This is a genomic window from Phycisphaeraceae bacterium (genome assembly GCA_015709595.1).
Lineage (GTDB): Bacteria > Planctomycetota > Phycisphaerae > Phycisphaerales > SM1A02 > CAADGA01.
Map to the genome: position 1 here is coordinate 914,898 of CP054178.1, position 25,182 is coordinate 940,079.

Annotated in this window: 26 protein-coding genes and 1 tRNA gene; 15 read left to right on the plus strand and 12 right to left on the minus strand. The window is 66.4% G+C overall.

What is annotated here, in order from left to right:
• Window positions 1-86: 86 nt before the first annotated feature.
• The 3 genes from HRU76_03885 to nbaC all read left to right on the plus strand — a co-directional run bounded on the left by HRU76_03885 (window position 87) and on the right by nbaC (window position 4,459).
• Entirely contained in the window at window positions 87-3,323 is a 3,237-nt protein-coding gene (locus HRU76_03885) for a tail fiber domain-containing protein (GenBank protein QOJ16776.1), read from the plus strand.
• Window positions 3,323-3,739: an acyl-CoA thioesterase gene (locus tag HRU76_03890; protein ID QOJ19087.1), complete on the plus strand. Its 417-nt coding sequence runs from the start codon at window positions 3,323-3,325 to the stop codon at window positions 3,737-3,739. The genes HRU76_03885 and HRU76_03890 overlap by 1 nt, the downstream gene beginning before the upstream one ends.
• A gap of 72 nt (window positions 3,740-3,811) precedes the next feature.
• On the plus strand, window positions 3,812-4,459 hold the full coding sequence (nbaC, locus tag HRU76_03895) for a 3-hydroxyanthranilate 3,4-dioxygenase (protein ID QOJ16777.1): 648 nt from the start codon (window positions 3,812-3,814) through the stop codon (window positions 4,457-4,459).
• Window positions 4,460-4,511: 52 nt separating this feature from the next.
• On the opposite strand, the gene HRU76_03900 is transcribed toward nbaC, so the two are convergent.
• Together HRU76_03900 and rmuC are read right to left on the minus strand one after the other, a co-directional pair.
• Window positions 4,512-4,934 (minus strand): hypothetical protein, encoded by a 423-nt coding sequence (locus HRU76_03900; GenBank protein QOJ16778.1) that lies wholly within the window; start codon window positions 4,932-4,934, stop codon window positions 4,512-4,514.
• Between the two features lie 54 nt (window positions 4,935-4,988).
• Window positions 4,989-6,395, minus strand: a complete 1,407-nt coding sequence (rmuC, locus tag HRU76_03905) for a DNA recombination protein RmuC (protein ID QOJ16779.1) — start codon at window positions 6,393-6,395, stop codon at window positions 4,989-4,991.
• A 156-nt stretch (window positions 6,396-6,551) separates the two neighbouring features.
• Here rmuC and HRU76_03910 point away from each other — a divergent pair, with 156 nt between their 5' ends.
• Complete coding sequence (locus HRU76_03910; protein QOJ16780.1) at window positions 6,552-8,021, plus strand: hypothetical protein; 1,470 nt, start codon at window positions 6,552-6,554, stop codon at window positions 8,019-8,021.
• 157 nt (window positions 8,022-8,178) lie between these two features.
• On the opposite strand, the gene HRU76_03915 is transcribed toward HRU76_03910, so the two are convergent.
• Window positions 8,179-9,957: a 30S ribosomal protein S1 gene (locus HRU76_03915; protein ID QOJ16781.1), complete on the minus strand. Its 1,779-nt coding sequence runs from the start codon at window positions 9,955-9,957 to the stop codon at window positions 8,179-8,181.
• Window positions 9,958-10,332: 375 nt separating this feature from the next.
• Here HRU76_03915 and HRU76_03920 point away from each other — a divergent pair.
• From HRU76_03920 to HRU76_03945, 6 genes are all read left to right on the plus strand, one after another.
• Window positions 10,333-10,405, plus strand: a tRNA-Ala gene (locus HRU76_03920).
• A 116-nt stretch (window positions 10,406-10,521) separates the two neighbouring features.
• Window positions 10,522-11,943: a site-specific integrase gene (locus tag HRU76_03925; protein ID QOJ16782.1), complete on the plus strand. Its 1,422-nt coding sequence runs from the start codon at window positions 10,522-10,524 to the stop codon at window positions 11,941-11,943.
• A gap of 87 nt (window positions 11,944-12,030) precedes the next feature.
• Complete coding sequence (locus HRU76_03930) at window positions 12,031-13,461, plus strand: hypothetical protein (protein ID QOJ16783.1); 1,431 nt, start codon at window positions 12,031-12,033, stop codon at window positions 13,459-13,461.
• 75 nt (window positions 13,462-13,536) lie between these two features.
• Window positions 13,537-13,923 (plus strand): DUF1580 domain-containing protein, encoded by a 387-nt coding sequence (locus HRU76_03935; protein QOJ16784.1) that lies wholly within the window; start codon window positions 13,537-13,539, stop codon window positions 13,921-13,923.
• Between the two features lie 22 nt (window positions 13,924-13,945).
• Entirely contained in the window at window positions 13,946-16,339 is a 2,394-nt protein-coding gene (locus HRU76_03940; protein ID QOJ16785.1) for a hypothetical protein, read from the plus strand.
• Between the two features lie 438 nt (window positions 16,340-16,777).
• Complete coding sequence (locus HRU76_03945; protein QOJ16786.1) at window positions 16,778-18,109, plus strand: ParB N-terminal domain-containing protein; 1,332 nt, start codon at window positions 16,778-16,780, stop codon at window positions 18,107-18,109.
• A gap of 2 nt (window positions 18,110-18,111) precedes the next feature.
• On the opposite strand, the gene HRU76_03950 is transcribed toward HRU76_03945, so the two are convergent.
• Entirely contained in the window at window positions 18,112-18,885 is a 774-nt protein-coding gene (locus tag HRU76_03950) for a hypothetical protein (protein QOJ16787.1), read from the minus strand.
• A gap of 305 nt (window positions 18,886-19,190) precedes the next feature.
• Here HRU76_03950 and HRU76_03955 point away from each other — a divergent pair, with 305 nt between their 5' ends.
• Window positions 19,191-19,403 (plus strand): hypothetical protein, encoded by a 213-nt coding sequence (locus tag HRU76_03955; protein QOJ16788.1) that lies wholly within the window; start codon window positions 19,191-19,193, stop codon window positions 19,401-19,403.
• A gap of 485 nt (window positions 19,404-19,888) precedes the next feature.
• Here the strand turns inward: HRU76_03955 and HRU76_03960 are convergent, their stop codons facing one another.
• The 8 genes from HRU76_03960 to HRU76_03995 form a co-directional block, all read right to left on the minus strand.
• Window positions 19,889-20,245, minus strand: a complete 357-nt coding sequence (locus HRU76_03960; GenBank protein QOJ16789.1) for a hypothetical protein — start codon at window positions 20,243-20,245, stop codon at window positions 19,889-19,891.
• 3 nt (window positions 20,246-20,248) lie between these two features.
• Window positions 20,249-20,527, minus strand: a complete 279-nt coding sequence (locus tag HRU76_03965; protein ID QOJ16790.1) for a hypothetical protein — start codon at window positions 20,525-20,527, stop codon at window positions 20,249-20,251.
• 3 nt (window positions 20,528-20,530) lie between these two features.
• Complete coding sequence (locus tag HRU76_03970) at window positions 20,531-20,836, minus strand: hypothetical protein (protein QOJ16791.1); 306 nt, start codon at window positions 20,834-20,836, stop codon at window positions 20,531-20,533.
• 3 nt (window positions 20,837-20,839) lie between these two features.
• A complete protein-coding gene (locus HRU76_03975; protein ID QOJ16792.1) occupies window positions 20,840-21,406 on the minus strand; it encodes a hypothetical protein in 567 nt (188 codons plus the stop codon).
• A gap of 81 nt (window positions 21,407-21,487) precedes the next feature.
• Entirely contained in the window at window positions 21,488-21,838 is a 351-nt protein-coding gene (locus tag HRU76_03980; GenBank protein ID QOJ16793.1) for a hypothetical protein, read from the minus strand.
• Window positions 21,839-21,910: 72 nt separating this feature from the next.
• Complete coding sequence (locus HRU76_03985) at window positions 21,911-22,204, minus strand: hypothetical protein (protein QOJ16794.1); 294 nt, start codon at window positions 22,202-22,204, stop codon at window positions 21,911-21,913.
• Between the two features lie 60 nt (window positions 22,205-22,264).
• On the minus strand, window positions 22,265-22,543 hold the full coding sequence (locus HRU76_03990) for a hypothetical protein (protein ID QOJ16795.1): 279 nt from the start codon (window positions 22,541-22,543) through the stop codon (window positions 22,265-22,267).
• Window positions 22,544-22,591: 48 nt separating this feature from the next.
• Window positions 22,592-22,810, minus strand: coding sequence for a hypothetical protein (locus HRU76_03995; protein ID QOJ16796.1), 219 nt, complete (start codon window positions 22,808-22,810; stop codon window positions 22,592-22,594).
• 152 nt (window positions 22,811-22,962) lie between these two features.
• Here HRU76_03995 and HRU76_04000 point away from each other — a divergent pair, with 152 nt between their 5' ends.
• The 4 genes from HRU76_04000 to HRU76_04015 are packed head-to-tail and all read left to right on the plus strand — an operon-like array spanning window position 22,963 to window position 24,404.
• The gene (locus HRU76_04000) at window positions 22,963-23,289 is read left to right on the plus strand and encodes a hypothetical protein (protein ID QOJ16797.1); all 327 of its coding nucleotides are present in this window, start codon (window positions 22,963-22,965) and stop codon (window positions 23,287-23,289) included.
• Entirely contained in the window at window positions 23,286-23,873 is a 588-nt protein-coding gene (locus tag HRU76_04005) for a hypothetical protein (GenBank protein QOJ16798.1), read from the plus strand. The genes HRU76_04000 and HRU76_04005 overlap by 4 nt, the downstream gene beginning before the upstream one ends.
• Complete coding sequence (locus tag HRU76_04010; protein ID QOJ16799.1) at window positions 23,873-24,148, plus strand: hypothetical protein; 276 nt, start codon at window positions 23,873-23,875, stop codon at window positions 24,146-24,148. Before HRU76_04005 ends, HRU76_04010 begins: the two co-directional genes overlap by 1 nt.
• 34 nt (window positions 24,149-24,182) lie before the next feature.
• Complete coding sequence (locus HRU76_04015; protein QOJ16800.1) at window positions 24,183-24,404, plus strand: hypothetical protein; 222 nt, start codon at window positions 24,183-24,185, stop codon at window positions 24,402-24,404.
• The last annotated feature ends 778 nt before the right edge of the window (window positions 24,405-25,182 follow it).

A 25,182-nucleotide genomic window follows, 5' to 3' on the forward strand; every position in this document is an offset into this window, starting at 1 on the left:
CGCAAGTCATCCCACATGCCGTGGGCGGGAGGTCCGACATGAAGCGTCGATGTGTTCGTGTGCGTCCGGTCGTTGGCTGCTCGATCGTGGCTCTGGCAATGGGTGCGGCGGCGCCCGGCTGGTCGGCCTGCTGGTCGCCAACCGTGTTGGCCGCGTTGCAGGATGGAGCGCGGCGGGGCGATCACCAATTCGCGCCCTCCTCGAGCTTCACCTACCAAGGCATGGTGTGGTGGGAAGGCCTGCCGGTCACGGAGGTGCTGGACTTCCGGTTCGTCCTGTTCGATGCGGAGAGCGGCGGGTTCTCAACGAGCGACGTGATCGAGGCATGCGATGTCGCCATGTTCGACGGCCGCTTCGCGGCGCGGCTGGACTTCGGCTGGGAGGCCTTCGCCGGCGGGCCGCGCTGGCTGGAGATTCAGGTTCGGCGCAGCGGAAGCGATGAGCCGTTCATCGCCCTCACGCCCCGGCAGGCCATGCGGCTGACGCCATTCGCCATGTTCGCGCTGGATGTGCGCGTCAATGTGACGGGCGAGGGGGCGACGGAGGGCCATGGTCTTCACGCGGGGGATTCGACCGACGCTTTCGCCCCTGGTGATGGCCACCGATCCGTTCAGCCAACCGGCAGCGACGCCAGCCGCGGGTTCGGATTCATCGGCGGCGTCGGACCCGGAGGACCAGGTTCGCCTGTCGGCCCCGGCGGGCGAGGAAGCGGCGACCTTGCACGTCCAGGTCACCCGGTGATCCCGGGCAGGGGCGATGGCCTCGGAGCCGTTCGGCCCACGTCACCCGGCGAGCCGGATGGCGGCGGCTCGTGGCTCCTCACCGGTAATGCGGGGACGAATCCCGGCACGAACTTTCTCGGGACGACGGACAATCAGGCCTTCGAGATCCGCGTGAACAACCGGAGGGCACTGCGCATCGAGCCGAAGAACGCCGGGCCGAACGTCATCGGCGGCATCGCCGCCAACAGCGTTCTCTCCAACGTGGTGGGCGCAACCATCGCGGGCGGCGGTTCCAATCAGCAGCCCAATTCCATCACGGGGAACTCCGGCACGATCTCCGGTGGTCGAGGTAACCGGGCGGATCTCCTCGCGGCCGTTGGAGGCGGACTGAACAATCAGGCCTTGTCGGATCGAACGACAATCGGTGGCGGCAACGGCAACATCGCCACCGGCAACTTCGCCACCATCGGTGGCGGCAACCTGAATCAAACCAACGACAACTTCGCCGTGGTGGCCGGCGGCTCGGAGAACAGCGCCGCGGGCAAGTACGCAGTCGTCAGCGGCGGCCGGCAAAACTTCACCGGCGGCATCGACTCCACCATCGGCGGAGGAAGGCAGAATCGGATCATCTCGTCGTTCAGCACCATCGGCGGCGGGGGCGGTGAGTTCAACTCGGTCATTGGTTCCGGCCCGAACCTCGTGCACGACGACTTCGGAACCATCGGCGGCGGTTCACTCAACAACGTCGGGCTGGATGACGGGAATCCACAGAATCAGCGGTTCGCCACGATCGGTGGAGGCACCGGCAACCGAGCGATCGGTTCCACCTCAACGGTCGGAGGCGGCGGCGCCAACGAGGCAATTGGCAGTGGTTCCGTGGTGGCGGGCGGTGAAGTCAACGTGGCGCAGGGTGGGCGCGCCACCATCAGCGGTGGACGCTTCAACGAAGCCCGCGCGGACTTCGCCGTGATCGCGGGCGGCGGAGGCGACGAGAGTGAAGTCGCGCAGACCGGGCCGAACCGCGTCTTCGACCGCCACGGGGTGATCGGAGGCGGCGCTCGCAATGTTGCTGGCACCAACAACGCTAACCCGGATGACGCCATTTTCGCCACAGTCGGCGGCGGACACGCCAACCAGGCCACCGGTCTCAAGTCCACGGTCGCCGGCGGAGACGGCAACGTCGCCTCAGGCAATCGCGCTTTCGTGGGCGGTGGCGAGGTCAACAAGGCGACGGTGTTCGGCGCCGTGGTCGTCGGCGGATTGCAGAACACCGCGAGCGGAGACGCATCCTTCGTTGGCGGGGGTTCCGCCAACCAGGCGACTGCGTCGAGTGCCTTTGTCGGCGGCGGTGTGACAAATCTCGCTTCGGGCGGCCTCGCGGCGGTCGTGGGCGGTGAACTGAATCGCTCAGAGAGTTCGAGTTCATTCATCGGCGCTGGGCGCTCCAACACCGTCAGCGGCGAGGAGGCCGTCATTACCGGTGGATTCCGCAACCAGACCAGCGGACGACGCGGATTCAGCGGAGCCGGCGACTCAAACACCGTGACAGGCGAGAACGCCGCGGTTGTCGCTGGGCGCAATAACATCGCGTCGGGCGTCGGCGCCTTTGTGCCGGGCGGGGTGGCCAATGCCGCGCGCGGGGCTTCCAGTTTCGCCGGCGGCAACCGGGCCGTCACGCAGAACGCCCACGAAGGGGCATTCGTGTGGTCAGGCCGGGTAGCCCCCGGTGTGGACTTTGCGTCCACAGACCCCGGCCAGTTCCTGATCGACGCGCCGGGTGGGGTGGGCATCGGGACCAGCGCACCCCAGGCCGACCTGCACATCCGTGGGGCCGGTGGTCTCGGCTCGATGCTCATCACGCCCAGCAACGCCAACACGAACAGCGAGATTTTTCTCGCTGAACAGCAGTCCAAATCCTTCGGCATGATCCTGCGCTACGAGGGCAACCTGAATCAGTTTCAGATCATTGCCCAGTCCAACTTCACCGAGTCCACACCGCTGCTTTCGATCGCCCGGGCCACGGCGCCACGCGTGGGCATCGGCAGGACGGCGGCGACCAACGTCCTCGAAGTGCAGGGCAACGCCAGCAAGACCACCGCAGGCGACTGGCTGGCCAACAGCGATCGGCGCATCAAGACCGACATCGAGAGCATCAGCGACGCGCTAAGCACGCTGGACCGGGTGCGCCTCACGTCGTTCCGTTACACCCCGGAGTACCGGCTGACGCGTCCCGAGATCGAGGATCGACGCTACCTCAACGTCATCGCACAGGAGTTCGCCACGGTCTTCCCCGAGCACGTGAAGAGCAGCGGCGAATCGCTGCCGGACGGCAGTGAAATCCTGCAGGTGGATGCCTACCCCCTCACGATCTACTCCGCCGCCGCGATCCAGGAGCTGCACGCGATGGTGCGCGAACAGGCCCGTCGCCTGCTCGCGGGCGAGACCTCGCTGACCGAGGTCAGGCGTGAACAAGTCTTGGCCGCCGAGTCCATTCGCACCCTGCGGAGCGAGGTGGAGTCGCTCCGTGCCCGCAACGCCGAACTGGAATCGCGGCTGTCGCGCCTGGAGGCGATGATGTCCACCCTGCCGCGGGAGGAATGATGCCCAAACCAGCCGCCGCGCCGGCACACTGCGACCTCGACCTCCGCGTTCGGTACGCGGAGTGCGACCCCATGGGCTACGCCCACCACGCGGCGTACCCGGTGTGGTTCGAGATGGGCCGCACCGAACTGCTGCGACAGACCGGCGTCAGGTACCGCGACATTGAGGAGCAGGGCGCGTTCATCGTGGTCATCGAACTGAACGTGCGCTACCGCCGCCCGGCGCGGTATGACGATGTGCTGCGTCTGCGCACCACGCTGTTGAAGGCCGGGCACGTGAAACTCGAGCACGGGTACGAACTCTTCCGTGGCGAGGAGTTGCTCGCCACCGCCGCGACCACGCTGGCGTGCGTGGGGCGCGACGGGCGGCCGCGCGGGCTGCCGGAGGCATTGATGCGAGCCGTCGAGGCGATCTGAAGCCGCCGCGTGACGCCATCGCCGGCGGTGCGCCGCCTACGATGATTTGTCGCCTCATCGAAAGGAGCTCTCATGGCCCCCACCGCTCCCACCACCGCTCCCACCGCGTCGAGGCCGACGCTCTCCAAGTCGTGGGACGCCACGCTCTGCCGAACGGATGTGCTGGAACCCGTCAACCTGATGAAGTGGGTGGAGACGCACAAGCAGGACTTCCGCCCGCCGGTGAGCAACAAGTACCTGTACGACGGCGCCGGTTTCTTCGTGATGCTCATCGCCGGGCCCAACGCCCGCAACGACTTCCACCAGACCGACTCGGAGGAGTTCTTCCTGCAGCTCAAGGGCGACATCGTCGTCCGCATCATCGAGAACGGGCGCATCCGCGACGTGCCGGTGCGTGAGGGTGAGACGTTCTGGATTCCCGGCGGCGTGCCGCACTCGCCCACGCGCCCCCCCAACACGCTGGGCATGGTGATCGAGATGCGCCGCCCGCCGGGCGAGCTGGAGCATCTGCAGTTCTACTGCGAGAAGTGCCATGCCCTGGTGTACGACAAGTGCTTCGACTGCGCCGACATCGTGGAGCACTTCCGCCAGGCGATGGAGGACTTCTGGGCCGATCCCCAACTCTCCACCTGCAGGCAGTGCGGCACGCGCGTGACCAAGGCGAAACCCATCAGGCGGATTGTGTTTGAGCCGGAGATCAGGATCGAGCGCGAAGGGTGAGGAACACAGGCGGGACGCCTGCGCCGCTCCACTGAACGCCTGTGCCGCTGACCTACATCATTCCTTCGAGGTGATTCACCCGGTGAATCCCCTCATACTTGGGTTTGGGTTCGACGCCATAGAGAATCTTGCCCTTCTCGGGCTTGGCGCGTTTCTTGTCGCTGTCGGTGTCGCCGCCGCGCGACCAGTAGGTGTAGACCTTCTCTGAGCGAAAGGTGCGCCGGGGGTTGGCCTTGTAGTCCTCCTGACGGGAGAAGACCTCGCCGGCGAACTGCGCGAATTCCTTCCTGTTGAACACGATGACGGTGCTCACATCCTTGCCGCGGCGCAGAAAGACCTTCTCGGCCTGTTTCTTGTCCGAATCGGAGCCGATGAAGACGTGGTTCTTGAGGAAATTGCCGGTGAAGAGCACCTTGGGCTTGCCAGGATCGAACCTGGGCGGCTTGGCGGGCGATGATGATCCGGGCTTGTCCATGAGTGTTCTCCCGCGGGTGACGGGCAGTGTACCGCGCGGCGAGGGGGCGGACGGTCAATCTCGCGAGGATTCCTGTGATCCGGGGCTGAGCTCCGCCGCGGTGATGGTCCGCGGCTCCACGTCGATCTGCGGCGGTGGTTCAAGGTCCTCCCGATCCGTGGCGCGCAGCGCCTTGATCTTCCGCGCCGCAGGCAGCAGGTTGCGCTCCAGCGACCCCACGGCGTCGTTGTAACTGGCGTTGGCGCGGGCCAGACTCGTGCCGACTTTCGTGAAGTGCTCGGCGAACTTGGCGAGCCGGTCGTAGAGTTCCTTGCCCGCCTCGGCGATTTCGCGGGCGTTGCGGGCCACCGCCTCCTGCTGCCAGCCGTACGCCACGGCCCGCAGCAGGGCCACCAGCAGCGTGGGCGTGGCGATGAGCACGTGGCGGCTCATCGCCTGGGCGTGCAGGTCGGGGTTCACCTCCAGCGCGGCGTGCAGGGCGGATTCCAGCGGCATGAACAGCACCACCACGCCGGGCGTGCGATCGAACTGATCCCAGTAGCGCTTCTCGGCGAGTCGATTCACGTGCTCCTGCACCTGGCGGACGTGGCGCTTCATCTCCGCGGCCTTGTCAGCGTCGGGCTGCAGGGCGTTCAGGTAGGCATCCAGCGCGACCTTGGAATCGACGGGAATCACGCCTTCTCCCGGCAGTTTGACAACCATGTCGGGGCGCAGCCGTCCCTCGTCGCCGCCCACCCCCCCCACGCTCACCTGTTCGCTGAAGTCGCAGTGTGCGCTCATTCCCGCCAGTTCGACCACGTTGCGCAGCTGAATCTCGCCCCACCGGCCGCGCTGCTCGGGACGGCGAAGAGCCGAGACCAGTCGTCCCGTCTCCTGTCGCAGCGTCTCGTGCGACTGGGCGATGACCTTGATCTGTTCATCCACGCGGGCGTACGCGGCTTCGCGCTTCTTCTCCAGCTCGGCCACCGCAACGTGATGCTTCTCCAGCGACTCGCGGATGGGCTTGAGCAGGGCGTCGATCGCCTGCTGCTTCTTCTCCACGTCCCCCTTGGCGTCGGTGAGAATCTTCTCGAACGTCTCCTTCGCCAATGTCAGGAACTGCTCGTTGTTGGACCGCAGCGCCCTGGCGCCGGCGGCTTCAAAGGCCTCGGCCAGTTTCTTCTCGGCCTCGATGAGCAGACGCCGCTGCTCCTCCAGTTGCTGCTCGCGATTTCGCAATCTCTCCTCGGCCAGCGCGGCCTGCTTCTCCGCCTGCTCGCGGGCGTGGTGGGCTTCCTCGGCGGCGGCGCGGTGCCGACCGGCTTCCGTCTCGCGCTGGCGGACCTGCTCCTCCAGCATCGCGGCGCGGGACCGGACGTGGATGATCTCCTCGCCCCCGGCACGCTGGCGCAGCAGGAAGACCACAGCGGCAACCGCCCCGCCCAATGCCGCACCGATGAGCACCCACAGGATCGGTTCCATGACGCCATGATACCGGACGCTGGTGAGCGCGTCGGCGTGCCGCGAGGCCGAGGGGCACGCCCCGTGCGCCAGCCCCTGACCAGGATCCGGTCATGCAGACGAACCGCGCGAACGCCGGCGGCGCTCAACGACGGGGAACCGTAGAATCCTTCACGCATGACTTCGACGCCCCATGCCGCCATGCCCGTCCGGATGCGGCCGCACCAGAAGGTGCTGCTCGTGGTCTTTCTGCTCGCGGCGGTCGGCATCTGGGTTCCGGGCGGCGACGTGGCCCGTCTCGTCGCCGATCAGGAACACGTGCTGCTGGGGCGATACTCGGTCGATCACTTCTCCCTGCTGTTCTTCATGACGCCCATCCTGCTCTTCGCGGCGTGGCTGCAGGTGCGGCGGCCATCGACCGACCGCACCCGCGCGTTCAAGGTCGCGGCGCTGATCTTCGCCGTGCTGCTGGGGCTGGCCTTCGTTGAAGTGGCCGGACGGCTCGCCGCCGACCCGCGCTACCAGCAGAAGTACGTGGTGGCCAGCGACGCCCTCGAGGGCGAAGATCGAACCGCCGCGCTCCCCGTGCGGCATCGTCCGCCCAACGTGCGCTACCGCGTTCACTACCACGATGTGCCGCCCACGAAGCGGTCGTACCCCGTCACGCCGCCCGGTTTCGCCACCGAGGAGATCGTGCTGACCAGCGACGCCAACGGCTTTCGGAATCAGCGCGTACCGGATACGTGCGAGATTCTCGCGGTGGGCGACTCGTTCGCCGAGGGCTCGCGCGTGGGCGACGATGAGTGCTGGCCCGCGCTGGTCGCCGCGGCGACGGGTCGGTCGGTCTACAACCTGGGCATGTCCGGCTCTTCGCCCGCGCAGTACCGGGCCAACTTCGAGCACGTCGGCCGGGCGCTGAAGCCGAAGGTGGTGCTGCTGATGCTCTACGAGGGCAACGACCTGCGGGGCGGCGACGAGGAAGGCGAGGAAGCCCCCGCCCGCGACCTGGGAAGGCAGGTCGGACGCGAGATCAAGAACTCGCCCATCGTCCGCGCCGTCAAGGCCACGTTCATCGGCGTGTTCGGCGGGCTGAACGCGGGCGGGTCGTTCGCCGGGCAGGAGACCGTGGACTGGATGCCGCTCGCCATTCCCGCGATGGACGGCTCGACGCATCACGTGGCCTTCAAGCCCAAGCGAATGCTCTACCTCGACAAAACCGAGGACGAAGTCCGCGCCATGGAGGACTGGATCACGGCTCAGGAGGCGATCCGCGCCGTCCACGCGGCGTGCCGGCAGGATGGAGCGCGGTTGATCGTGGTCTACGCCCCCAGCACGCCTCACGTGGTGCTGCCGATCGTGCGCGACCATCTCGACGTCGCAAGACTGCACGCCTTCGCCTCGCTGGAGGAGGATGACCTGCCCCCGCCCGAAGCGTTCTTCAAGCGATTCTTCGAGCGACTGGGCAACACCGAGCGCGTGGTGCAGTCGTTCTGTGCCGATGAGGGCATCGAGTTTCTCTCCACGACCGAGGCGCTTCGCGAAGCCACACGCCGGGGCCGACAGGTCTACTACACCTACGACCAGCACTGGACGCGACTGGGGCACGAAGTGGTGGGGAATCTGGTGTCGCGGCATCTCGCGGAGTGAACCGGATTCCGTTGAAAGTCAGCGACTGGTGAGCGACGAAGTGCGCCGCGTTGTGCGTCTCCGTTGCGACTCCTGGTGCGGATCACCCATCAACGAAAAGCCCGCGTCCGGGTGGACGCGGGCTCGTGATGGCGCGACGCAGATCAGCCGAGCGTGATCAGCCGAGGGAGATCTTGTCGGTGCCGAGGGCGCCGTGGTCGTCCATGCCGCCGCGCTTGGGCTTGAGCGGCTTGACGCGCGGCTTGGCGGGTGCGGCGCCGGGCTCCTCGCCCCGTTCTTCGCCGGTGTCGGTCCACTGGGCGCGCTTGAGCGAAAGACCAATCTTGCGCTCGTCGGTATCGACGCGGAGAATCTTGACGTCCACCACGTCGCCCGGCTTGACGATGTCCTGCGGGTTCTCGACCTTGTGGTCGGCCAGCTCGGAGATGTGCAGCAGACCCTCGAGATCGTTCTCCAACTCGACGAACACCCCGAAGTTGGTGATCTTGGTGATCTTGCCGCGCACGATCATGCCGGGGCGGTAGGCCTCGGGGATCGCGTGATGCCACGGATCCTCGGTAAGCTGCTTCAGCCCCAGGCCGATGCGCTGCTTCTCCTGGTCCACCTCGATGATGACGCAGCGGACCACGTCGCCCTTCTTGAAGACTTCGTTGGGATGGGCGATCTTCTTGGTCCACGACACGTCGGAGACGTGGAGCAGGCCGTCGATGCCCGGCTCGATCTCGATGAAGGCGCCGTAGTTGGCCAGGTTGCGCACCTTGCCCTCGATGATGGTGCCCACCGGGTACTTCTCGCTGACCAGATCCCAGGGGTTGACCTCGGTCTGCTTCATGCCCAGCGAGATCTCCTGCTTGTCCTTGTCGATGGCGAGCACCACCACGTCCACCTCGTCGCCGGCGTTGACCAGCTCGGAGGGGTGGTTGATGCGCCGCGTCCACGACATCTCGGAGATGTGGACCAGGCCCTCGACGCCGTCCTCGAGCTTCACGAAGGCGCCGTAGGACACCAGATTCACCACCGTGCCGCGCACGCGGCTGCCCACCGGGTAGCGCTGCTCGATCGCCTCCCACGGGCTGGTTTCGAGCTGCTTGAGGCCCAGGGCGATCTTCTCCTTCTCGAAGTCGATGTTGAGAATCTTGACCTGGATCGAATCGCCGATCTTGACCAGTTCGGAGGGATGATTGATGCGGCTCCACGACATGTCGGTGATGTGCAGAAGCCCGTCCAGACCGCCCAGATCGACGAAGGCGCCGAAGTCGGCGATGTTCGTCACTGTGCCGCGCACCGTGTCGCCTTCCTTCACCGTCTCCAGCAGCTTCTTCTTGGCGGCCTCGCGCTCCAGTTCCACCAGGCGGCGCCGGGAGATGACGATGTTGCGCCGCTCGATGTCGATCTTGAGCACGCTGGCCCGGATGGTCTTGCCGATGTACTCGCCGATGTCGGCCGGGCGGCGGATGTCCACCTGGCTGGCGGGCAGGAACACCGGCACGCCGATATCCACCAGCAGCCCGCCCTTGATCTTGCGCATCACGGTGCCTTCGACCGTGTCGCCCTCGGCCTTGCTCTCCAGCAGCCGCTCCCAGCCGCGGATGCGGTCGGCCTTCTGCTTGGAGATGGAGATGGCCCCGGTCTCGTCCTCGATGCGCTCCAGCAGCACCTCCACGGTGTCGCCGATCTCGATGTCGCCGGGGTTTTCAAACTCGGTCTTGGCGACCAGCCCCTCGGACTTGAGCCCCACGTCGATGACCACGTCATCGCCCGCGATGCCAACGATCCTGCCCTTGAGGATGCTGCCGGGAGACAGATCGCTGATCTGCTCCTGCAGCAGCGAATCCATGTTGCCGGCGGCCACGTCCTTGCCCAGACCCTCGCGCACCAGCGTTTCGACCTCCGCGTCATCCAGCCGGAGGCCTCCGATCAGGTTGTAATCGACCATGTTGTGATGAATCTCGTCCGACCCGAAGGTCGGGTGCCGTCGCGCTCGTGACGGCCGGGGGTTGGAGACACGACCGCCGCCGGATACGCACCGGCTGCTCGCGGCCTGATCGAGCGCACCCACACTCACGAAGGATGCGGGAGGGAAGTGTAGCCCGACAAGAGCCCAATGGAAACATCGGAGGCGCGTGCTCCATGATCGATGGGCGTGCTCCAACCTCGTGGCACTCAGGCGAAGTTGTCGCCTCGCTGTTCAACCTGCCCGTCCCCACCTTCTCTCCCACCACGTGACCACCCGAAGACACGCAGGCCGCTCCGACAACGCACCCTTGGACCGGCGAAGGAGCGCGGGTACAATGGCTCGACAACACCGCTTGGGGCTGTAGCTCAATTGGGAGAGCGCTTGCATGGCATGCAAGAGGTCGCCGGTTCGACCCCGGTCAGCTCCACTTCCGTAAACGACGCCGAGTCCGCCAGTTGCGGACACCCGCCGAAGGTCGGCGGTGCGGCCAGAACGCATTGACGCGCGGTGTACACCGCGCAGCGCGTTCAGGAGCCCCGCACCATGTCCGACCTCCCTCACCAAACACGACACTCGACACGATCCGATCAGGCGGTCTTGCCGCGCGGTCCCAAGGTGCCCGCGTATCGCCAGCGCGCTGGATACGACCAGGCGATCGTGACGCTCACGGATGCACTGACGAAGAAGCGCCGCGACTTCTGGCTCGGCCCGTACGGCAGCCCCGAAAGCCGCGAGTGCTATCACCGCGTGATCGCGGAATGGGAAGGGCGCGGCCGACGACTGCCGCCAAGGTCCATGCCGGGCGCGAGTGCTTCCGCCAATCCCGCCGGACACCGCCTCACGATCAACGAGCTCATCCTGGAGTACTGGGCGTGGGCGACGCCGTACTACTCGGCATCGGAGCTCGCGATCATCCGCTCGGGCCTGCGCATCCTGCGCGAGCACTTCGGATCGACCCCCGCCGAGGCGTTCGGACCCAATCGTCTGCGCGTGGTGCGCGAGGCCATGATCCGCGGCAAGCCCGAGGGTCCGCATCCGAGGGAGCCGTGGGTGCGCACGACCATCAACGGGCAGATACACCGGGTCTGCCGCCTCTTCAAGTGGGCGGCCTCGCACGAGATGCTCCCCGCCACCGTGTACCAGCAACTCAAGACGGTGCCGGCCCTGCGTCGCGGCCGCAGTCCCGCCCCGGAGCCCAGACCGGTCGGCCCGGTCTCCACAGACTTCATCGAACGAACCCGGCCATTCCTCAGCCGCCAGGTCGATGCATTGGTGCAACTGCAGCTCCTCACCGGAGCGCGCGGCGGCGAGTTGTTTACACTGCGTGCCATCGACATCCTGATCGATGACCGCTCCGGCATCTGGACCATCGAGCCCTCCGACCACAAGACCTCGCATCATGGCCACGCACGAACGATCTTCCTCGGCCCCCGGTCCCAGGACATCATCCGGCCCTTCCTGACCGGCCGGCCGCTGGATGCCTGCCTCTTCAGCCCGGCCGAGGCGGAAGCGGAGCGCCTGCAAGCACGGGCGGCGGCGCGGCGCACCCCGCTCTCCTGCGGCAACGTTCCGGGCTCCAATCGGGTGGCCACGCCACGCAAAGCGCCGGGCGAGCACTACACCGCGAGCAGTTACCGCCGCGCCATCCAGCGGGCCACTGAGCAGGCCTTTCCACCGCCCGAGCACCTGCGGCCGCGCATCCTTCCGAATGGGAGGATGGAGTCGCTGCGCACCTTGCGTGCCCGGCTTACGGCTGCGGAGAAGCTGGAACTGGCAGCGTGGCATCGCCACCACAACTGGCACCCCCACCAGTTGCGCCACACCGCCGCCACCATCATCCGGCGCGAGTTCGGTCTGGAGGCCGCCCGCATCGCGCTGGGCCACTCCAGCGCCCTGGTGACCGACGCGGTATACGCCGAGCGGGATCGCGAGCGCGTGGTCGAGGTCATGCGAAAGATCGGCTGACTCAGACTTGAAGCGGCGGCGCGTTGAAACAATCATGACGAACCGAGAGGGAGCCACATGGGTCTTTGGGGCCAAGGCAGGTGAAGCATGGATCGGCACCGTCTCCGGAAGATCGGCTTCCAATTCAGCGGCCTCTGCGAGCGATTCGACTCAGCGGCCGATCGTGCGACCAAGTCGAGTCAGTTGGCAAGGCACGTTGACGACTATCGCACCCAGGCAGGCCGATTGCTGATCGAGGCCATCGACCTCGGCGGGTTCCCGCGCGAACGTCGTGTGGAGAACCGCGGCTGGTGGGATCGCCGCCAGGCACGGTTTCCGGGATTGATCCCCGCTCTGTATGGCGAGTTCCCCCAGTGGGCGCTCAAGAATGTCACCGTCAACGGTGTCGAGTTCGTCAACCAACCTGATCCAGAGGCGAACGCTCGGATTCTCGCCGATGCAGTGAAGCCGCTTGAGGACTGGCAGTGTCTGAACAGTTGGTACTTCGCCGTGGGCTCTTGGTTGGCGGGGAAGTTCCCCGAGAGATTCCGACCCGGCGCGAACCAATGGGACTGGAACCAGGCCGTGGTCAACGCCAAGGGCCAACCGTTGGATCGTGATCTGAAGCCGCTCGTGGGTCGATGGTATCGAAACGGGAAGAGACTGCCCAAGAGCTTCGTCTGGTCGCCCAAGAAGACGGATGCCGCGTATCAATGGAAGCGCGATGGCATCATCGCCAACAAGACGGACTTCTACGACGAGAGCGACTGGCTCAACCTCAGGAGGATCCAGGCCGAGATCAGCTCCGACGCATGTCGCCTGCTCGCCGAGTTGATCGAAGCGACCGTTGTCGCCGCCGGCATTCCGCCGGGACTGATCGAAGCGGCTGCACAGCATTGGTCACTTGAAGGGGCGCTTTTGTGGTTGGCTGGACGCGACGACATGCGCCCCGCCAACAAAGCAGAGTTAGCAAACCATCCCTACGCGCACGCGACCGTGGACGGCGAAGTGTTCGCCGAAGCGATTCTGTGGGTTCACTCGCGGGCGACGTGGAACACGAGGCGCAACGGTGCGGAGCTGTACGACTACTTCGGGCAACTGGCACGGGGAATCGTGGTCGATGCGGAGATTCGAGAGCTCGTCGTTCCGCAATTGCGGGCGCTGGACACGATTGAGAACCGGCGGGCGCTTTGGACCGAGCTCATCACGCGTTTTCCTCGCGTGGTGGATGATGTTCACGTCGCCTGTTACCGCGACGCTGCCCATGAGGGACATAGGCTCGCCCAAGTTGGCCCCGTGACGCCAACCGACCTCATGACTCTCACCAAGGCCGCCGAGTTGGTCGCGCACCTCACTGGCAACACCTGCAGCGACGACACCATTCGTCGGCGAACCCGAGGGGCCGAGCCGTTGCTGATGGGATTTCAGACTGAGAACGGCATCAGAGTCAGCGAGGCCGAAGTGCGTGAGAAGGCCTGGCGGGTCAAGGTGGCCACGAATCGCAGGGGGATCCGGAAACGCAAACCCACCGCAGAGTAGCCGCAGCAATTGCAATGGTGACGCAGGCGGTGCGCCGTTCGTTGCCATCGCCAAGGACCGCGGCACGATGCGGTCATGAGCCAAGCAACTCAATCCAACGTGGCGCGAGCCGCCGCACCCGATGCACACCTGACGCTGGCCCAGGCCTCCCGAATCGCGCCGGGTCGACCCTCCACCAACTGCCTGTGGCGATGGTGCCGTCGAGGCGTCCTGGCCCGCAACGGCGAACGGGTGCGCCTTGAGCACATTCGAGCCGGCGGCAAGATCTTCACCACGGCGGCGTGGGTGGATGAGTTCGGCCGCCGGCTGGCGGATGCGGACGCCGAGTACTTCGCCGCCGACGAGCCATCACTCGATTCACGCGACACAGTGGCTCCCTCCGCTGAGCGAACTTGTCGGCGCGCCCACGACGGAGACGCGCACGCTGCCGTCGTGCGCGCCCTCGACGCCGCTGGGCTGTGACCTGGAAAGGAGTCGCGACGTGATGCCCTCTGACGAGGACATTTCGGTAGTCCGTTCCACCGTGCCGGAGGCACTGCGCAACCGCGCACAGTGGGTCTGCTGGCGATACATCACGCGCGGCGGCAAGCGGACGAAGTGTCCTGTGAACGCTCGGGACGGCGGCCGGGCCGACTCGACAGACCCGACCACATGGGCGACGTTCGATGAGGCGGTGGCGGCGTGGAAGTCGGGCGGCTACGCCGGCATCGGATTCGTTTTCGCGGAGGACGACCCCTACTGCGGCATCGACCTGGACGAGTGCATCGATGAGGCTGGGGCCATTGTCCCGTCAGCGCGAGAGATCATCGAGTCTTTGAATTCGTACACCGAGATATCGCCGAGCGGGCGCGGCGTGAAGGTCTTCATAGCGGGACGCAAGCCCCAAGGCGTCGGCTGCAAGTCGAAGGCCATCGCCGGGTTCAAGGAGACGGAAGTCTACGACCAGGAGCGGTTCTTTACCGCCACAGGGCAGCACCTGGCCGGTACGCCTGAGGGCGTCGAGGAGCGGCAGGACGCGCTCGATGTGCTGTGCGCTCGGCTGTGGCCCAAGAAGCGCAAACCGCACCTGAACGGTACCGTCGCAGCGGGCGGGTTCGACGGCGATGACGAAACCCTCATCGAGCGCGCCAGCGCCGCGAAGAACGGCGGCCGCTTCGCCAAGCTCTGGGCGGGCGACATGTCGTTGCACGCTGACGATCACAGCGCGGCTGACCAGGCGCTCTGCAACCTGCTGGCATTCTGGACCGTCAAGGACGCTGTGCGCATGGATCGCCTGTTCCGGCGGTCTGGGTTGTTCCGCGAGAAGTGGGACCAGAAACGTGGTGCCCGCACGTACGGGCAGATGACCATTGCGAAGGCCATCGAGAACTGCCCGGCGACGTACTCGCCGCGCCGCCGTACCGCACCGTCGTCATCGGCATCTGGCGATCCCTCGCAGTCGGAATGCGGCGAGGGCGATGGCCTGCTCGTCGCTCTCGGTCAGAAAGACCCAGTGACGGGCCGTCTCGTGCTTTCGCCTCGGCGCACGCTGCCGACTGCCGAGGCGTATGTGCGCGAGTTCAACCAGCACGCCGAGGGCCGGACGCTTCAAGGATACGGTGGCCTGCTCATGGAGTGGCGCGGGAATCGCTATTGCCAAGTCGAGGAGGAGTGGATCAAGCAGCGGCTCCTGCCGTGGCTGCACAAGGCACTGCGGTATGTGCTCAACAAGAGTACTGGCGAGATGGAGCTGTTGGACTTCGAATCCAACCCGACGACCGTCAAGCAGGCGCTCGACACCATTCGGTCGCTCGTTCACCTGCCTGCATCGACGGTAACGCCAACTTGGCTCGACGGCGGCAAGGATCGTCCGCCCGCGCTCGAACTGCTCCCGTGCAAGTCGATGAACTTGCACATTCCGACCGGGCGCATCCTCGCGCCGACACCGGCGTTGTTCACCACCAACTCGCTCGACTTCGACTACCACCCCGATCCCGAGTCGCCGGAGCGGTGGATCAAGTTCCTCGAGCAGTTGTTCGGGGATGACCTGGAATCCGTGGAGCTGCTCCAGGAATGGATCGGTTACTGCCTCACCGCCGACACGAGCCAGCAGAAGATGCTACTTCTCGTAGGGCCGAGGCGGTCGGGCAAGGGCACGATCGGGCGCGTCATCATTCGCCTCGTCGGCGCGGGCAACGTGGTGGGGCCGACCACGAGCAGCTTGGCCGGGCCTTTCGGCCTCCAGCCGCTGATTGACAAGTCGCTGGCGATCGTCAGCGACGCCCGATTCAAGGGCGACAACGTCGGTACCGTGGTCGAGCGTTTGCTGTGCGTTTCCGGCGAGGACACGCTGACCATCGACCGCAAGTTCTTGGGGGCAGTCAGCATGAAGCTGACAACCAGGTTCATGTTCCTCACGAACGAACTGCCCCGCCTCAACGACGCCAGCACGGCGCTGGCCGGGCGATTCCTCGTGCTCCGCCTGACGCAGAGCTTCTATGGGCAGGAAGATCCCACCCTCACCGACCAGCTACTGGTCGAGCTGCCCGGCATCCTCCAATGGGCCATCGAGGGGTGGAAGCGCCTGCGGGCGCGCGGCCGGTTCGTCCAGCCCAGGAGCGGGGAGGACGCCATCCGCGATATGGAAGACCTGGCCTCGCCGGTCGGCGCCTTCATTCGCGACCGCTGCGTCGTCGGCGTCGGGCATCGGGTTTGGGTGGACGACCTGTACAACGCCTGGAAAGCGTGGTGCGAGGCGGACGGGCGCAACGCCGTCAGTACGAAGCAGGCCTTCGGACGTGACCTCATGGCCGCCGCGCCGGGAGTGTCGCGCCGTCGCGGAACGGGGATGGTGGCGTTCTACGAGGGGATCGGCCTCCGAACGGAGGTGCCCGTATGAGCGCCGCTGCCCCGCACTGTCACGCACTGTCGCGTCAGTCGCCATCGCGGCGGACCCCACGCCGCGCGCGTGCGCCGGCGCGCCCGCATGCATGGGTATCAATCGGAACTGTCGCGTCAGTGCGCGGCAGTGCGCTCCAGTCATCCCCGCTTGCGGGCTCCTGCCCGTGGGCCACGACGTTGCCCCGTGTTGCGGGCGGACCGACGGCTCGGGTCGGTCGTCCGCCGTGCGGTCTCGCGGCCCACTGGCCAACGTCGGCGAACATGGGGGTGCCCCGTCTGGACTGCCGGTGTGCGTTCGATCGAGTGAGTACGCAGCCACCTCGTGGGCTCGGTCGGTATCTCGACAGCCACGGCACATCTGCCAACAAACGATTCACCACAGTGCCCACCGTGGGCCACGTCCCTCACCTGCCAAGACTGCACGGAGGCGAACGCCATGTCCAACGAACTCACAGTCCACCAACGCTCTATCACAGAGATCAAGCCGTACGAGCGGAACCCGCGCAAGAACGATGCGGCGGTGGACGCCGTCGCCCGTTCCATCAAGGAATTCGGTTTTCGCCAGCCCGTCGTGGTGGACGAGCATGGCGTCATCGTCGTCGGTCACACGCGCTTCAAGGCCGCGCAGCAGTTGGGGCTGGCCGAGGTGCCCGTCCACGTGGCCGTCGGACTCACCGAAGAGCAGGCGAAGGCGTATCGAATCGCGGATAACCAGACCGCCGCGCTCTCCACATTCGATCCCGACCTCTTGCCGCTGGAACTGCACGACCTTCAAGCGATGGGCGTCGACCTCGCGCTGACCGGCTTCAGCGAGGCCGAGATCGAACGGCTGCTGCACTCGGGCGCGAACCCGGGGCTGGTCGATCCCGATGACATTCCCGAGCCGCCCGCCGAGGCCGTCACCCAGCCGGGCGACATGTGGGTGCTGGGGAACCATCGCTTGTTGTGCGGTGACTCGTCAAAGCCAGAGGACCTCGATCGACTGCTGGACGGCCAGCCCATTCATCTGGCCCACGTCGACCCGCCATACAACGTGAACGTCGAGCCGCGCTCGAACAACGCCCGGGCGGCGGGCTCGACGGCGCTGCCGGCGGTCGCCAAGGCCAAGGCGCATCTGCAGGGATTCGATGACGCCCGGCAGGGCAAACCCAAGGCGACGCACAAGCAGATGCGCGCCAAGGACCGGCCGCTCCAGAACGACTTCATGTCCGCCGCCGACTTCGACGCCGTGCTGCTCGCCTGGTTCGGGAACATGGCCCGCGTACTGCTGCCGGGTCGGTGCTTCTACGTGTGGGGCGGCTACGCCAACTGGGCCAACTACTGCAGCGCGCTGGCCACGTGCGGCCTGTACTTCTCGCAGGGCATCACTTGGGTGAAGAGCCACCCCGTCCTCGGTCGCAAGGATTTCATGAATGACTGCGAGCACGCGTGGTATGGATGGCGCGAAGGCGCTGGCCACCGGTTCTTCGGGCCGAACAACATCTCGAACGTGTGGAACGTCAAGAAGGTCAACCCGCAGGCGATGGTGCATTTGACCGAGAAGCCCGTCGAACTCGCGGCCCGCGCCATCGTCTACTCATCGCAACCCGGTGAGAACGTGCTGGACCTCTTCGGCGGCTCGGGCTCGACCCTCATCGCGTGTGAACAACAGGGGCGGCGCGCGTTCCTCTTGGAACTCGACCCGCTCTACTGCGACGTGATCGTCCAGCGGTGGGAGCAGTTCACAGGACTGAAGGCCCAGCGGCAGTCTGCAAGGCCACAACCATGACATCACGAGCCAACGTCTTCATCGGCGATCGTGACTCCTGGCGGCGGCACCTCGGTCAGGCCGAGGAGCAGCCACTCCAGGGCCGCTGCTTCGTAGGTTTCCACAGGGATGTCGAGCGGCTCATTGTCCCGGTGTGCGTTCACATGTCGCACGAATTGGGGGCAGATCTCTGGGTTGGTCCTGACAACGTCCGCACCCCATCGCAGGATTGCCAGGTAGGTGTGAAGGTCGCACGCGCCCTTGGGGTACGTGGCACCGGCCCGACCAATGCTCGAAGCGATTCTCGCATGGGTTCTCTTGATCGGTCGCCTCAGCCACCCGTGGGCGAGTACCCATCTCCACATCACGGCGTCGTCCACCACGATGAAAAGCCGCGGGTTCCAGAAGTGCAGCACCTTGGAGATCGCTACGACCGAAGGCCCGTGCCGGTTGGGCTTGATGAGCCGCATCGAATCCAGAATACGGCTGCATGCGGGAACATCAGCGTCCTCCAGCGAACTGAGCCGTCGGCTCCGGTACGCCGTGTCCAGCGAACTCAGTTCATCAAACGTGCGGCGAGCATCCCACGGCCGGCCTGTAAATCCCCGAAAGACCTGCCAGTACCCGCGCAGCGCCTTGTGGAGCTTCGCATACTCATCGAATCGCTTCTGCTCGAAGGCGACCGCACCCTGCCGCCACCATCGTATGTGGTCGGGAATCTTCCAGCCCTTCACGTCGTGGTAGATGCGGCCGTGCTCCTTGAAGCCGCTTCTGATCGCCTCTTCGGTGAATCGCATCAACAGACCTTCCGGCGTCAAGGGTGCGGTCTTTGCATGGGCCGCGCCCAGGTGACCAGTTTGCGTTCACTGCATCGTCCGCATGTGCCCCTGTCCCGGGCGAAGTCTGTGGTCAGCCCGAGCGCGGTCGCGATCGGATTGACGGCCACACGGTTCTTGATGCCCGCAAGCAGCGCGATGCAGTCGTCGCACAGGGGTCGACCTGGCGAGGAACGCAAAGCAGCCACGACGCGTTCTGGATTCGATCCAGTCATGCCGCAAGCCATCGTACCGCAGCGCGTGGTAGGCCGAAAGGAGATCGAACCATGCACCGCCTGACCACCCGCATCCACCGCCTCGAACGCTGCCAGCCGCCCTCGCTGGCGACGGTGTCGCTGCCGCCGGAGTGCCACGCGCGGGTGGAGGCGCTGCTGGCGCTGTACGAGTCGCGCTGGCCCGACCTGGCGGCTATCGCCGACCCGGTGGTGCGGTTCGAGGAGGCGGCCCGGCGGCTGGATGACCCGGAGGAGGCGTGGTGATGCGGCACCGGCCCGATGATCATCCTGCCGGTCGTGGCGATGATCGTGCACCAGCGCGCGGTGATGATGCTCGGGTGATCATGCACGATCCTGCCGGGCGGCTGCGCGATCATCAACGGCTGCTCGTGGATGATCGTCCACTATCACCGCGTGATGATCCCCGCGCGCTGCTCACCGATCATCGACCATCACCGCGTGATGATCCCGCGCGCTCCTCGGATGCTCCTCGACGATCCTGCGGTGATGATCCTGCAGGAGCGCGCAGCGCGGCAGCAGGAGCACGAGGGTCTGGGGGCGCGGCTCATGGCGATGTTCAGCACCCCGCCAGTGTCGTTCCGTCCCCAAAGCGCCACTTGGCCCGTGGTCGCCTGCGGGTACGCCTGGCGGTCGCCGCGACGGTGGCGCAGGACGCCACGCTCCGGCCGCAGAAAACCCCACCTTCCGGGGCGGTCGGTGGGGTGAAAGGCGCCTTGGCGGCGAGGCGGTCAGAGAGGCGTCAGTGGCGGCGGCCCTTTCTCCCGCAGCGCATGCCACTCGGTCATGGCATCCAGGTGAATCGATTCGCTGGCCGCCACGCTCTTGCGCCGCAGCGTCTCGACCACGATGCCGCGCTCCCGCAGGAACGCCAGCGTGACGTTGATCTGCGTGAAGGGCAGGCCGGTGGCGGCCCGCAGCGTCTCGACGGTGAACGAGCCGCCGCCGAGGTCATCGATCGCGTGGACCACCGCCTCGTACACATCGAGGTCGCAGGTGTGGCGGTAGGGCGTGCCGCGCCGGGGCCGCACGTCGCGGACCATGATGCGTTCCAAGACCGCGAAGGTCTCGTCGAGGTCGTGCGGCATGGCTCACGCACCTCCTTCCGGTTGAGGCGCGGCCGCCCTTGCTCCCGCCCCCGTTCCGGCCCCCATTCCGGGGGTTCGGCGGCGCAGCCGCGCGGCCGAGCGGAAGGTGAGTTGGCGGCCGGTGCGCTCGTTGACCACATCGATGCGCTTCTGCCAACGCGTGCTGCCGGGCGTGTGCCAGGCGGGCGGCACCTCGCGGATGGCCAGCACCCTGACCGTGGTCATCTGGCCCGACACCTTGGCGATGTACCGCCCTCCGATTTCAACGTCGGTGATCTTCATGGGTCAGCCCTCCTTTCCCGGATTGGGGTTGTCGTCCTCGGGGTCGTACCGCAAGGTTGCGGTGCCGTCCTCGTGCAGCATGGGCTGCGCGCCTTCCCAGGGGCGCGGCTGTTCGTAGCAGCAGATATAGAGCGCGGCCGCCTCGCCGATGAGTTCCTGCCGATCGGGTCCAATCGACACGGCGTGGCCACACACCTGCTGCTCCGCGTAGGCCGCGTTGTACCGGGGGCCGTCGATGATGCCCACGACGACCTGGGCGTCGGGCGGCAACCCTTCGATGGCGTCGAGAAGTTTCTGAATGGTCAGCATGGCTCACGCACCTCCCTTCTGGTTGGCGGCGAACAGCCCACGGTCCTTCTTGGTGAAGCGTGCCTCGCGTCCCTTGGCCGCGATCTCGCGGATGATGGCGGCGTAGAGGGTGGCGTGCGGCGTGGCCCCGCTGGTCTTCCAGCCCGCCGCGATGGCGCGCTCGGCGATGGTCTTGGCGTTGAGCGGCTCGCCCGACTCGGCCAACACGGTGGCGGCCAGGTCCAGCCCGCTGAGGCGCTTGGGCTTGGGCTCCTTCGGCGTCTTGGGCGTCCGGGGTGCCTTCGGCGTCTTGGCCTTGGGGCCGCCGACGTTGCCCCCCGTGGCGTCCTTCGCGTCGGTGGCGTCCTTGGCCGCCTTCTTGCCCTTCTTCGCCCCGTTCGCCCCAAGGGCGACCATCGGCACGCGGTCGAGTTCCGCCGTGCCGTTGGCCTTGGCTGCCGCCTCGGACTCGGCCCACTTCTTCGTGATCTCAGCGCGGGCCTTGTCGATGGTGGCCCGGCTGGCGGGCTCGCTGCCCTTGGGCCGGTCGCTCTTGCGGAGGGTGGACTTCTTCGTGTTCTTCTTCGACATTGCGTTTCTCCTGGTAGGAGGGTGTGTGATCCCCGCCCGGCACGCGCCGGGTCGGGCGTGTTGGCTCGTGGATTCCGTGGGTCAGTGGCTGGCGACCTGGATGCGGGTGTCGCTGCTGCCGTTCCACTCGACCTTCAGGCCTGCCTGGCGCAGGGCCTCGCAGATCTCCGCGCCATCGCCGGACCAGCCGAGCATGCAGCAGCCGTCCTCGGCGAGTCGGCGGGCGTCCTGGCCGTGGTAGAACACCACCTTGCCCTCGCGGCCCTCGGGCACCTCGTACCAGGCGCAGGTCATGCAGCAGGTGAAGTTCATGCGGCAGAAGTAGCCGCGCTTGCGGAGGTGCTTGAAGGCGGCGCGGATCGCATCGCGCACCTGGTCGGGCGTCATGCGGGGCGTGCTTCGGGGCGTGGTGTTGGTGGTTGGCGTCGTCATGGTGGTGTGGTCCTCGTTCATCGCGTGGTAAGTGGGGGGGCGGAAAACAGCGAAGCCCGCATTCAGCGGGCTTCAGGGGGTCGGAGGGGTGGGGGGATTCGTGGCGTTGGGCCGTGGTTCCCCAACGGCCTTGAGGTAGTCGATCAGGTCGCTGGCGGTCCAGGTGTCATCGTCGATCGCGTGATGCTCCTCGGCGCTCTCGCGGTCATCGGGATCGATCTCGTAGAGGCGGAAGCCCATCGGCGAATCGATGTCGATGGCCCACTCGCGTCCGTCGGGCGTGTGGACGGTGACGCTGCTCACGGTGCAGCCGCGGTTGCCCAGGAGGCGGGTGATCGCGAGGGCGTTCTTTGTCGTGCTGTTCATGGTGCTTGTGCTCCGGTTGGTGGTGCGTGGGGGGGTGCGTGGGGTGGTACGTGGGGGGGCTCAGCAGTCGGCGAGTCGTTCGATCTCGCAGCGGACGTCGTAGACCAAGCTGCCGGTGCAGTTCGGGCCGCCGCCACCACCGAAGCGGCTGGGCCTGGCGATGCCGTAGATGCGCTTGGCGACCTCGATGGCCTTGAGGCGGCGCGTCTCGTCATCCTCATCCCGCCGCACGTCGCAGATGACCGCGTCGCCCTTGGTGACCAGCGCGCCGTTGTCGGTGCGCGTGATCTTCAGGTCGGTGCCGTCGAAGGTCTCGATGGTGATGGCCTTGATGGTCATGGTCGTCGTGCTCCGGTGGATGGTGCGTGGGTGGGTGCGTCGAGCGCGTCAGGCGATCATCTCGTCGAGGATGGCGTAGTGGAACCAGTGGGCCTCGGCCCAGCCCTCGATCATGTCCTGCCCGTCGCTGACGCGCTCGCCGTCGCGGTCGATGCGGTCGAGCAGCGCGGCGTGGATGTACGAGATGGCCTCGGGGCTCAAGCACTCCCGCAGGGCCTCGATCAGGTTGTCGCGGTCGCGCTGCGTGGTGGCGTTGTTCGTCGTCATGGTCGTGCTCCTTCGCGTGGTGGCTGGTATGGGCTTCGTTCGGTACGCCACACACATCTACCTCGACCCCCGTGGACATCAAGGCCAATCCCCCGGAATCCGCCGGAAACCACCGGATTCCGGGGGTTTGGCCACATTCCGGAGTTCCCCACATGTGCCCCACTCGACCCCCCACGTCGCCCCCTTCCACATCGCCGCCGCAGCCCGTTGATGCGACCGCCCACGATGCCGCCCGCGACGCCGCCGACGTGGCCGCCCGTGGCGACGCCGGTGCGACCTCGCCGCCCAACGCCGCTCCAGCGTCGAGCCGCCCACGTCTGCCGCTGGTGGCCCTCACGCGGCCCCGCTGCCCGCGCTGCGGCGGCGCGCGGCTGAAGCGATATCGCTCGCTCACCGACCAGGGCGATGGCACCACGCTCTCGTGGGTGAGGTGCCGCGACGAGGCGTGCGGCCACCGCTTCCGCCTGCTGCTGGAATGACCACCACACGCGCCATCGTTCGCCGGTTCAGCACGCCTGCTTCCACGTTGTGGAACATGCGCCACCGCGACGGGGTACGCTCATCCATCGAGGTCCATGCCATGCAGCACACCAACGGCTACCACGAGCCCTTGCCCCCGGATGATGAAGGCGATGGTGACGGTGCCGACGGTAGTGAGGGAGATGGACTGGCATCTCTCTCACCGCGTCAGCAGAAGGCCATCATCGCCCTGCTGCAGGAACCGACCATCACCAAGGCCGCCGAGTCATCCGGCATCCCGGTGCGCACGCTGCACTTCTGGCTCGACCAGGAGGTCTTCAGCCGGGCGTATCGCAAGGCGCGGCGCGAGGCGTACGGCCAGGCCATCGCGCTGGCCCAGCGATACACCCCGCTGGCGGTGCAGACGCTGGCCAACATGCTCAACGACCACGGAGCCAGCACCAGCGGACGCGTGAGCGCCTGCGCCACCATGCTCAAGTTCGCCCGCGCGTCGATTGAACTGGATGACCTGGCGGCGCGCGTGGAGGCGCTGGAGCGGGCCGAGAAGGAGCGCGGCAGCGAGCCCTCCTGGAGGCGAAACTGATGCCCGGTGCGTTCATCCACCATGCGAGCGGCGGCGGCACGCTGCTTGGCCGCATCCACCGGCTGGAGCGCGCCCGGCACATGCACGGCTGCCCTCGCTGCGGCGGCGAGGGGCTGTGGGTGGTGCGGTACGAGGGCGCTGAAGCCCTGCCGCTCGGACTCATCGATGCACCGTCTCACCCAGCGCAGGGCTGCCCCGTCTGCGGGCGGATGCGGGAACTGCGCGTGTGCTTCATCAGCGAGAACGCCCAGGGTCGGCCGCTGGCGGCACCGTGAGCCACCGTGTTTCGCCGTCGAATGGGAACGGACCATGCACCTGGCCCAGCGCATCAATCGGTTGGAGCATCGCGGGCGAATTATCGCGTTCGGCCCGCACAGCGGCTGCGCGGCGTGCGGACGCCACGGCGGTCGCCTGGCTATCGAGTTCGGCGTGTGGGGCGAAGCCGCCCCTGCCGCATCCACGCGGCCCACGCACTGCCCGCGCTGCGGGAGGCGGCTGGTGCTGGAGTTGACATTCGACCCGAGGGACTGACGCGACCGTGCCGCCCCAACGCCCCACGCCCCACCATGCCGCATCTTCCACGGCGTGGAAGTTGGCGGGTCATGTGGGGGTCGGACAGGCGGGTCAAAGGCTTGAAAATCCCGCTGGGAGTGCAATGGCGGGCAGGGACGGGCAGCACCAGGGGCTACGTGGGGGGCGAGTGTCGCTTTGCGGTGGAAGCGCAACTTGGCCATGTTGCCGCGATCATCGCAATGTACTATTGTGCGTGATGCTCAGTTGCGTTTACTGCACGAATAAGTTTCAAGAGTCGCGCGTTGGCGACCACGTTATTCCTGCGTCTTGGGGTGAGTTCGATGGAGCCGAGCAGTTTCACCGCTTGTGTCCGCGATGCCATGCAGAGATCGACAAGGGCGTCGAACAACTGGTGAGGTGTGGGCCGGAGGCATGGGTGGCAAAGCAGCTGGGGCTGCAGTTTCTGCGAAAGCGACGCTCGGGGTCAAAGGCGAGTTTGGCTGCGCATGGGGCCAAGCCGCCGAAGTTAACCGCTCTGATGCGCGGTGCTCATCTTCCGGTGCGGCACTCGGACGTCGCACAGGCAGTTGAGCCGGTTGATTGCGTCATCCTTACAGACGCGGCCGATGCAGAACACACTGTCGAGTTGCGCCCGGAGATGTCGGCGAGAAGTATTCTCAAGGTCTTGCGCACCACAGGCGCACAGCCGATCACGAAGGCGCGCTTGAGTTGCCAACACGATCAATACTCAGCATACATCGAGAAGATGCGAGCCTACTGGCCAAGTCTTCGATCC

What these genes read in the sequence shown, in the direction of transcription:
- HRU76_03890 (QOJ19087.1), top strand. Translation starts at nt 3,323, where the DNA reads ATGCCCAAACCAGCCGCCGCGCCGGCACACTGCGACCTCGACCTCCGC.
- nbaC (QOJ16777.1), top strand. Translation starts at nt 3,812, where the DNA reads ATGGCCCCCACCGCTCCCACCACCGCTCCCACCGCGTCGAGGCCGACG.
- HRU76_03900 (QOJ16778.1), bottom strand. Translation starts at nt 4,934, where the DNA reads ATGGACAAGCCCGGATCATCATCGCCCGCCAAGCCGCCCAGGTTCGAT.
- rmuC (QOJ16779.1), bottom strand. Translation starts at nt 6,395, where the DNA reads ATGGAACCGATCCTGTGGGTGCTCATCGGTGCGGCATTGGGCGGGGCG.
- HRU76_03910 (QOJ16780.1), top strand. Translation starts at nt 6,552, where the DNA reads ATGACTTCGACGCCCCATGCCGCCATGCCCGTCCGGATGCGGCCGCAC.
- HRU76_03915 (QOJ16781.1), bottom strand. Translation starts at nt 9,957, where the DNA reads ATGGTCGATTACAACCTGATCGGAGGCCTCCGGCTGGATGACGCGGAG.
- HRU76_03925 (QOJ16782.1), top strand. Translation starts at nt 10,522, where the DNA reads ATGTCCGACCTCCCTCACCAAACACGACACTCGACACGATCCGATCAG.
- HRU76_03930 (QOJ16783.1), top strand. Translation starts at nt 12,031, where the DNA reads ATGGATCGGCACCGTCTCCGGAAGATCGGCTTCCAATTCAGCGGCCTC.
- HRU76_03935 (QOJ16784.1), top strand. Translation starts at nt 13,537, where the DNA reads ATGAGCCAAGCAACTCAATCCAACGTGGCGCGAGCCGCCGCACCCGAT.
- HRU76_03940 (QOJ16785.1), top strand. Translation starts at nt 13,946, where the DNA reads ATGCCCTCTGACGAGGACATTTCGGTAGTCCGTTCCACCGTGCCGGAG.
- HRU76_03945 (QOJ16786.1), top strand. Translation starts at nt 16,778, where the DNA reads ATGTCCAACGAACTCACAGTCCACCAACGCTCTATCACAGAGATCAAG.
- HRU76_03950 (QOJ16787.1), bottom strand. Translation starts at nt 18,885, where the DNA reads ATGCGATTCACCGAAGAGGCGATCAGAAGCGGCTTCAAGGAGCACGGC.
- HRU76_03955 (QOJ16788.1), top strand. Translation starts at nt 19,191, where the DNA reads ATGCACCGCCTGACCACCCGCATCCACCGCCTCGAACGCTGCCAGCCG.
- HRU76_03960 (QOJ16789.1), bottom strand. Translation starts at nt 20,245, where the DNA reads ATGCCGCACGACCTCGACGAGACCTTCGCGGTCTTGGAACGCATCATG.
- HRU76_03965 (QOJ16790.1), bottom strand. Translation starts at nt 20,527, where the DNA reads ATGAAGATCACCGACGTTGAAATCGGAGGGCGGTACATCGCCAAGGTG.
- HRU76_03970 (QOJ16791.1), bottom strand. Translation starts at nt 20,836, where the DNA reads ATGCTGACCATTCAGAAACTTCTCGACGCCATCGAAGGGTTGCCGCCC.
- HRU76_03975 (QOJ16792.1), bottom strand. Translation starts at nt 21,406, where the DNA reads ATGTCGAAGAAGAACACGAAGAAGTCCACCCTCCGCAAGAGCGACCGG.
- HRU76_03980 (QOJ16793.1), bottom strand. Translation starts at nt 21,838, where the DNA reads ATGACGACGCCAACCACCAACACCACGCCCCGAAGCACGCCCCGCATG.
- HRU76_03985 (QOJ16794.1), bottom strand. Translation starts at nt 22,204, where the DNA reads ATGAACAGCACGACAAAGAACGCCCTCGCGATCACCCGCCTCCTGGGC.
- HRU76_03990 (QOJ16795.1), bottom strand. Translation starts at nt 22,543, where the DNA reads ATGACCATCAAGGCCATCACCATCGAGACCTTCGACGGCACCGACCTG.
- HRU76_03995 (QOJ16796.1), bottom strand. Translation starts at nt 22,810, where the DNA reads ATGACGACGAACAACGCCACCACGCAGCGCGACCGCGACAACCTGATC.
- HRU76_04000 (QOJ16797.1), top strand. Translation starts at nt 22,963, where the DNA reads ATGTGCCCCACTCGACCCCCCACGTCGCCCCCTTCCACATCGCCGCCG.
- HRU76_04005 (QOJ16798.1), top strand. Translation starts at nt 23,286, where the DNA reads ATGACCACCACACGCGCCATCGTTCGCCGGTTCAGCACGCCTGCTTCC.
- HRU76_04010 (QOJ16799.1), top strand. Translation starts at nt 23,873, where the DNA reads ATGCCCGGTGCGTTCATCCACCATGCGAGCGGCGGCGGCACGCTGCTT.
- HRU76_04015 (QOJ16800.1), top strand. Translation starts at nt 24,183, where the DNA reads ATGCACCTGGCCCAGCGCATCAATCGGTTGGAGCATCGCGGGCGAATT.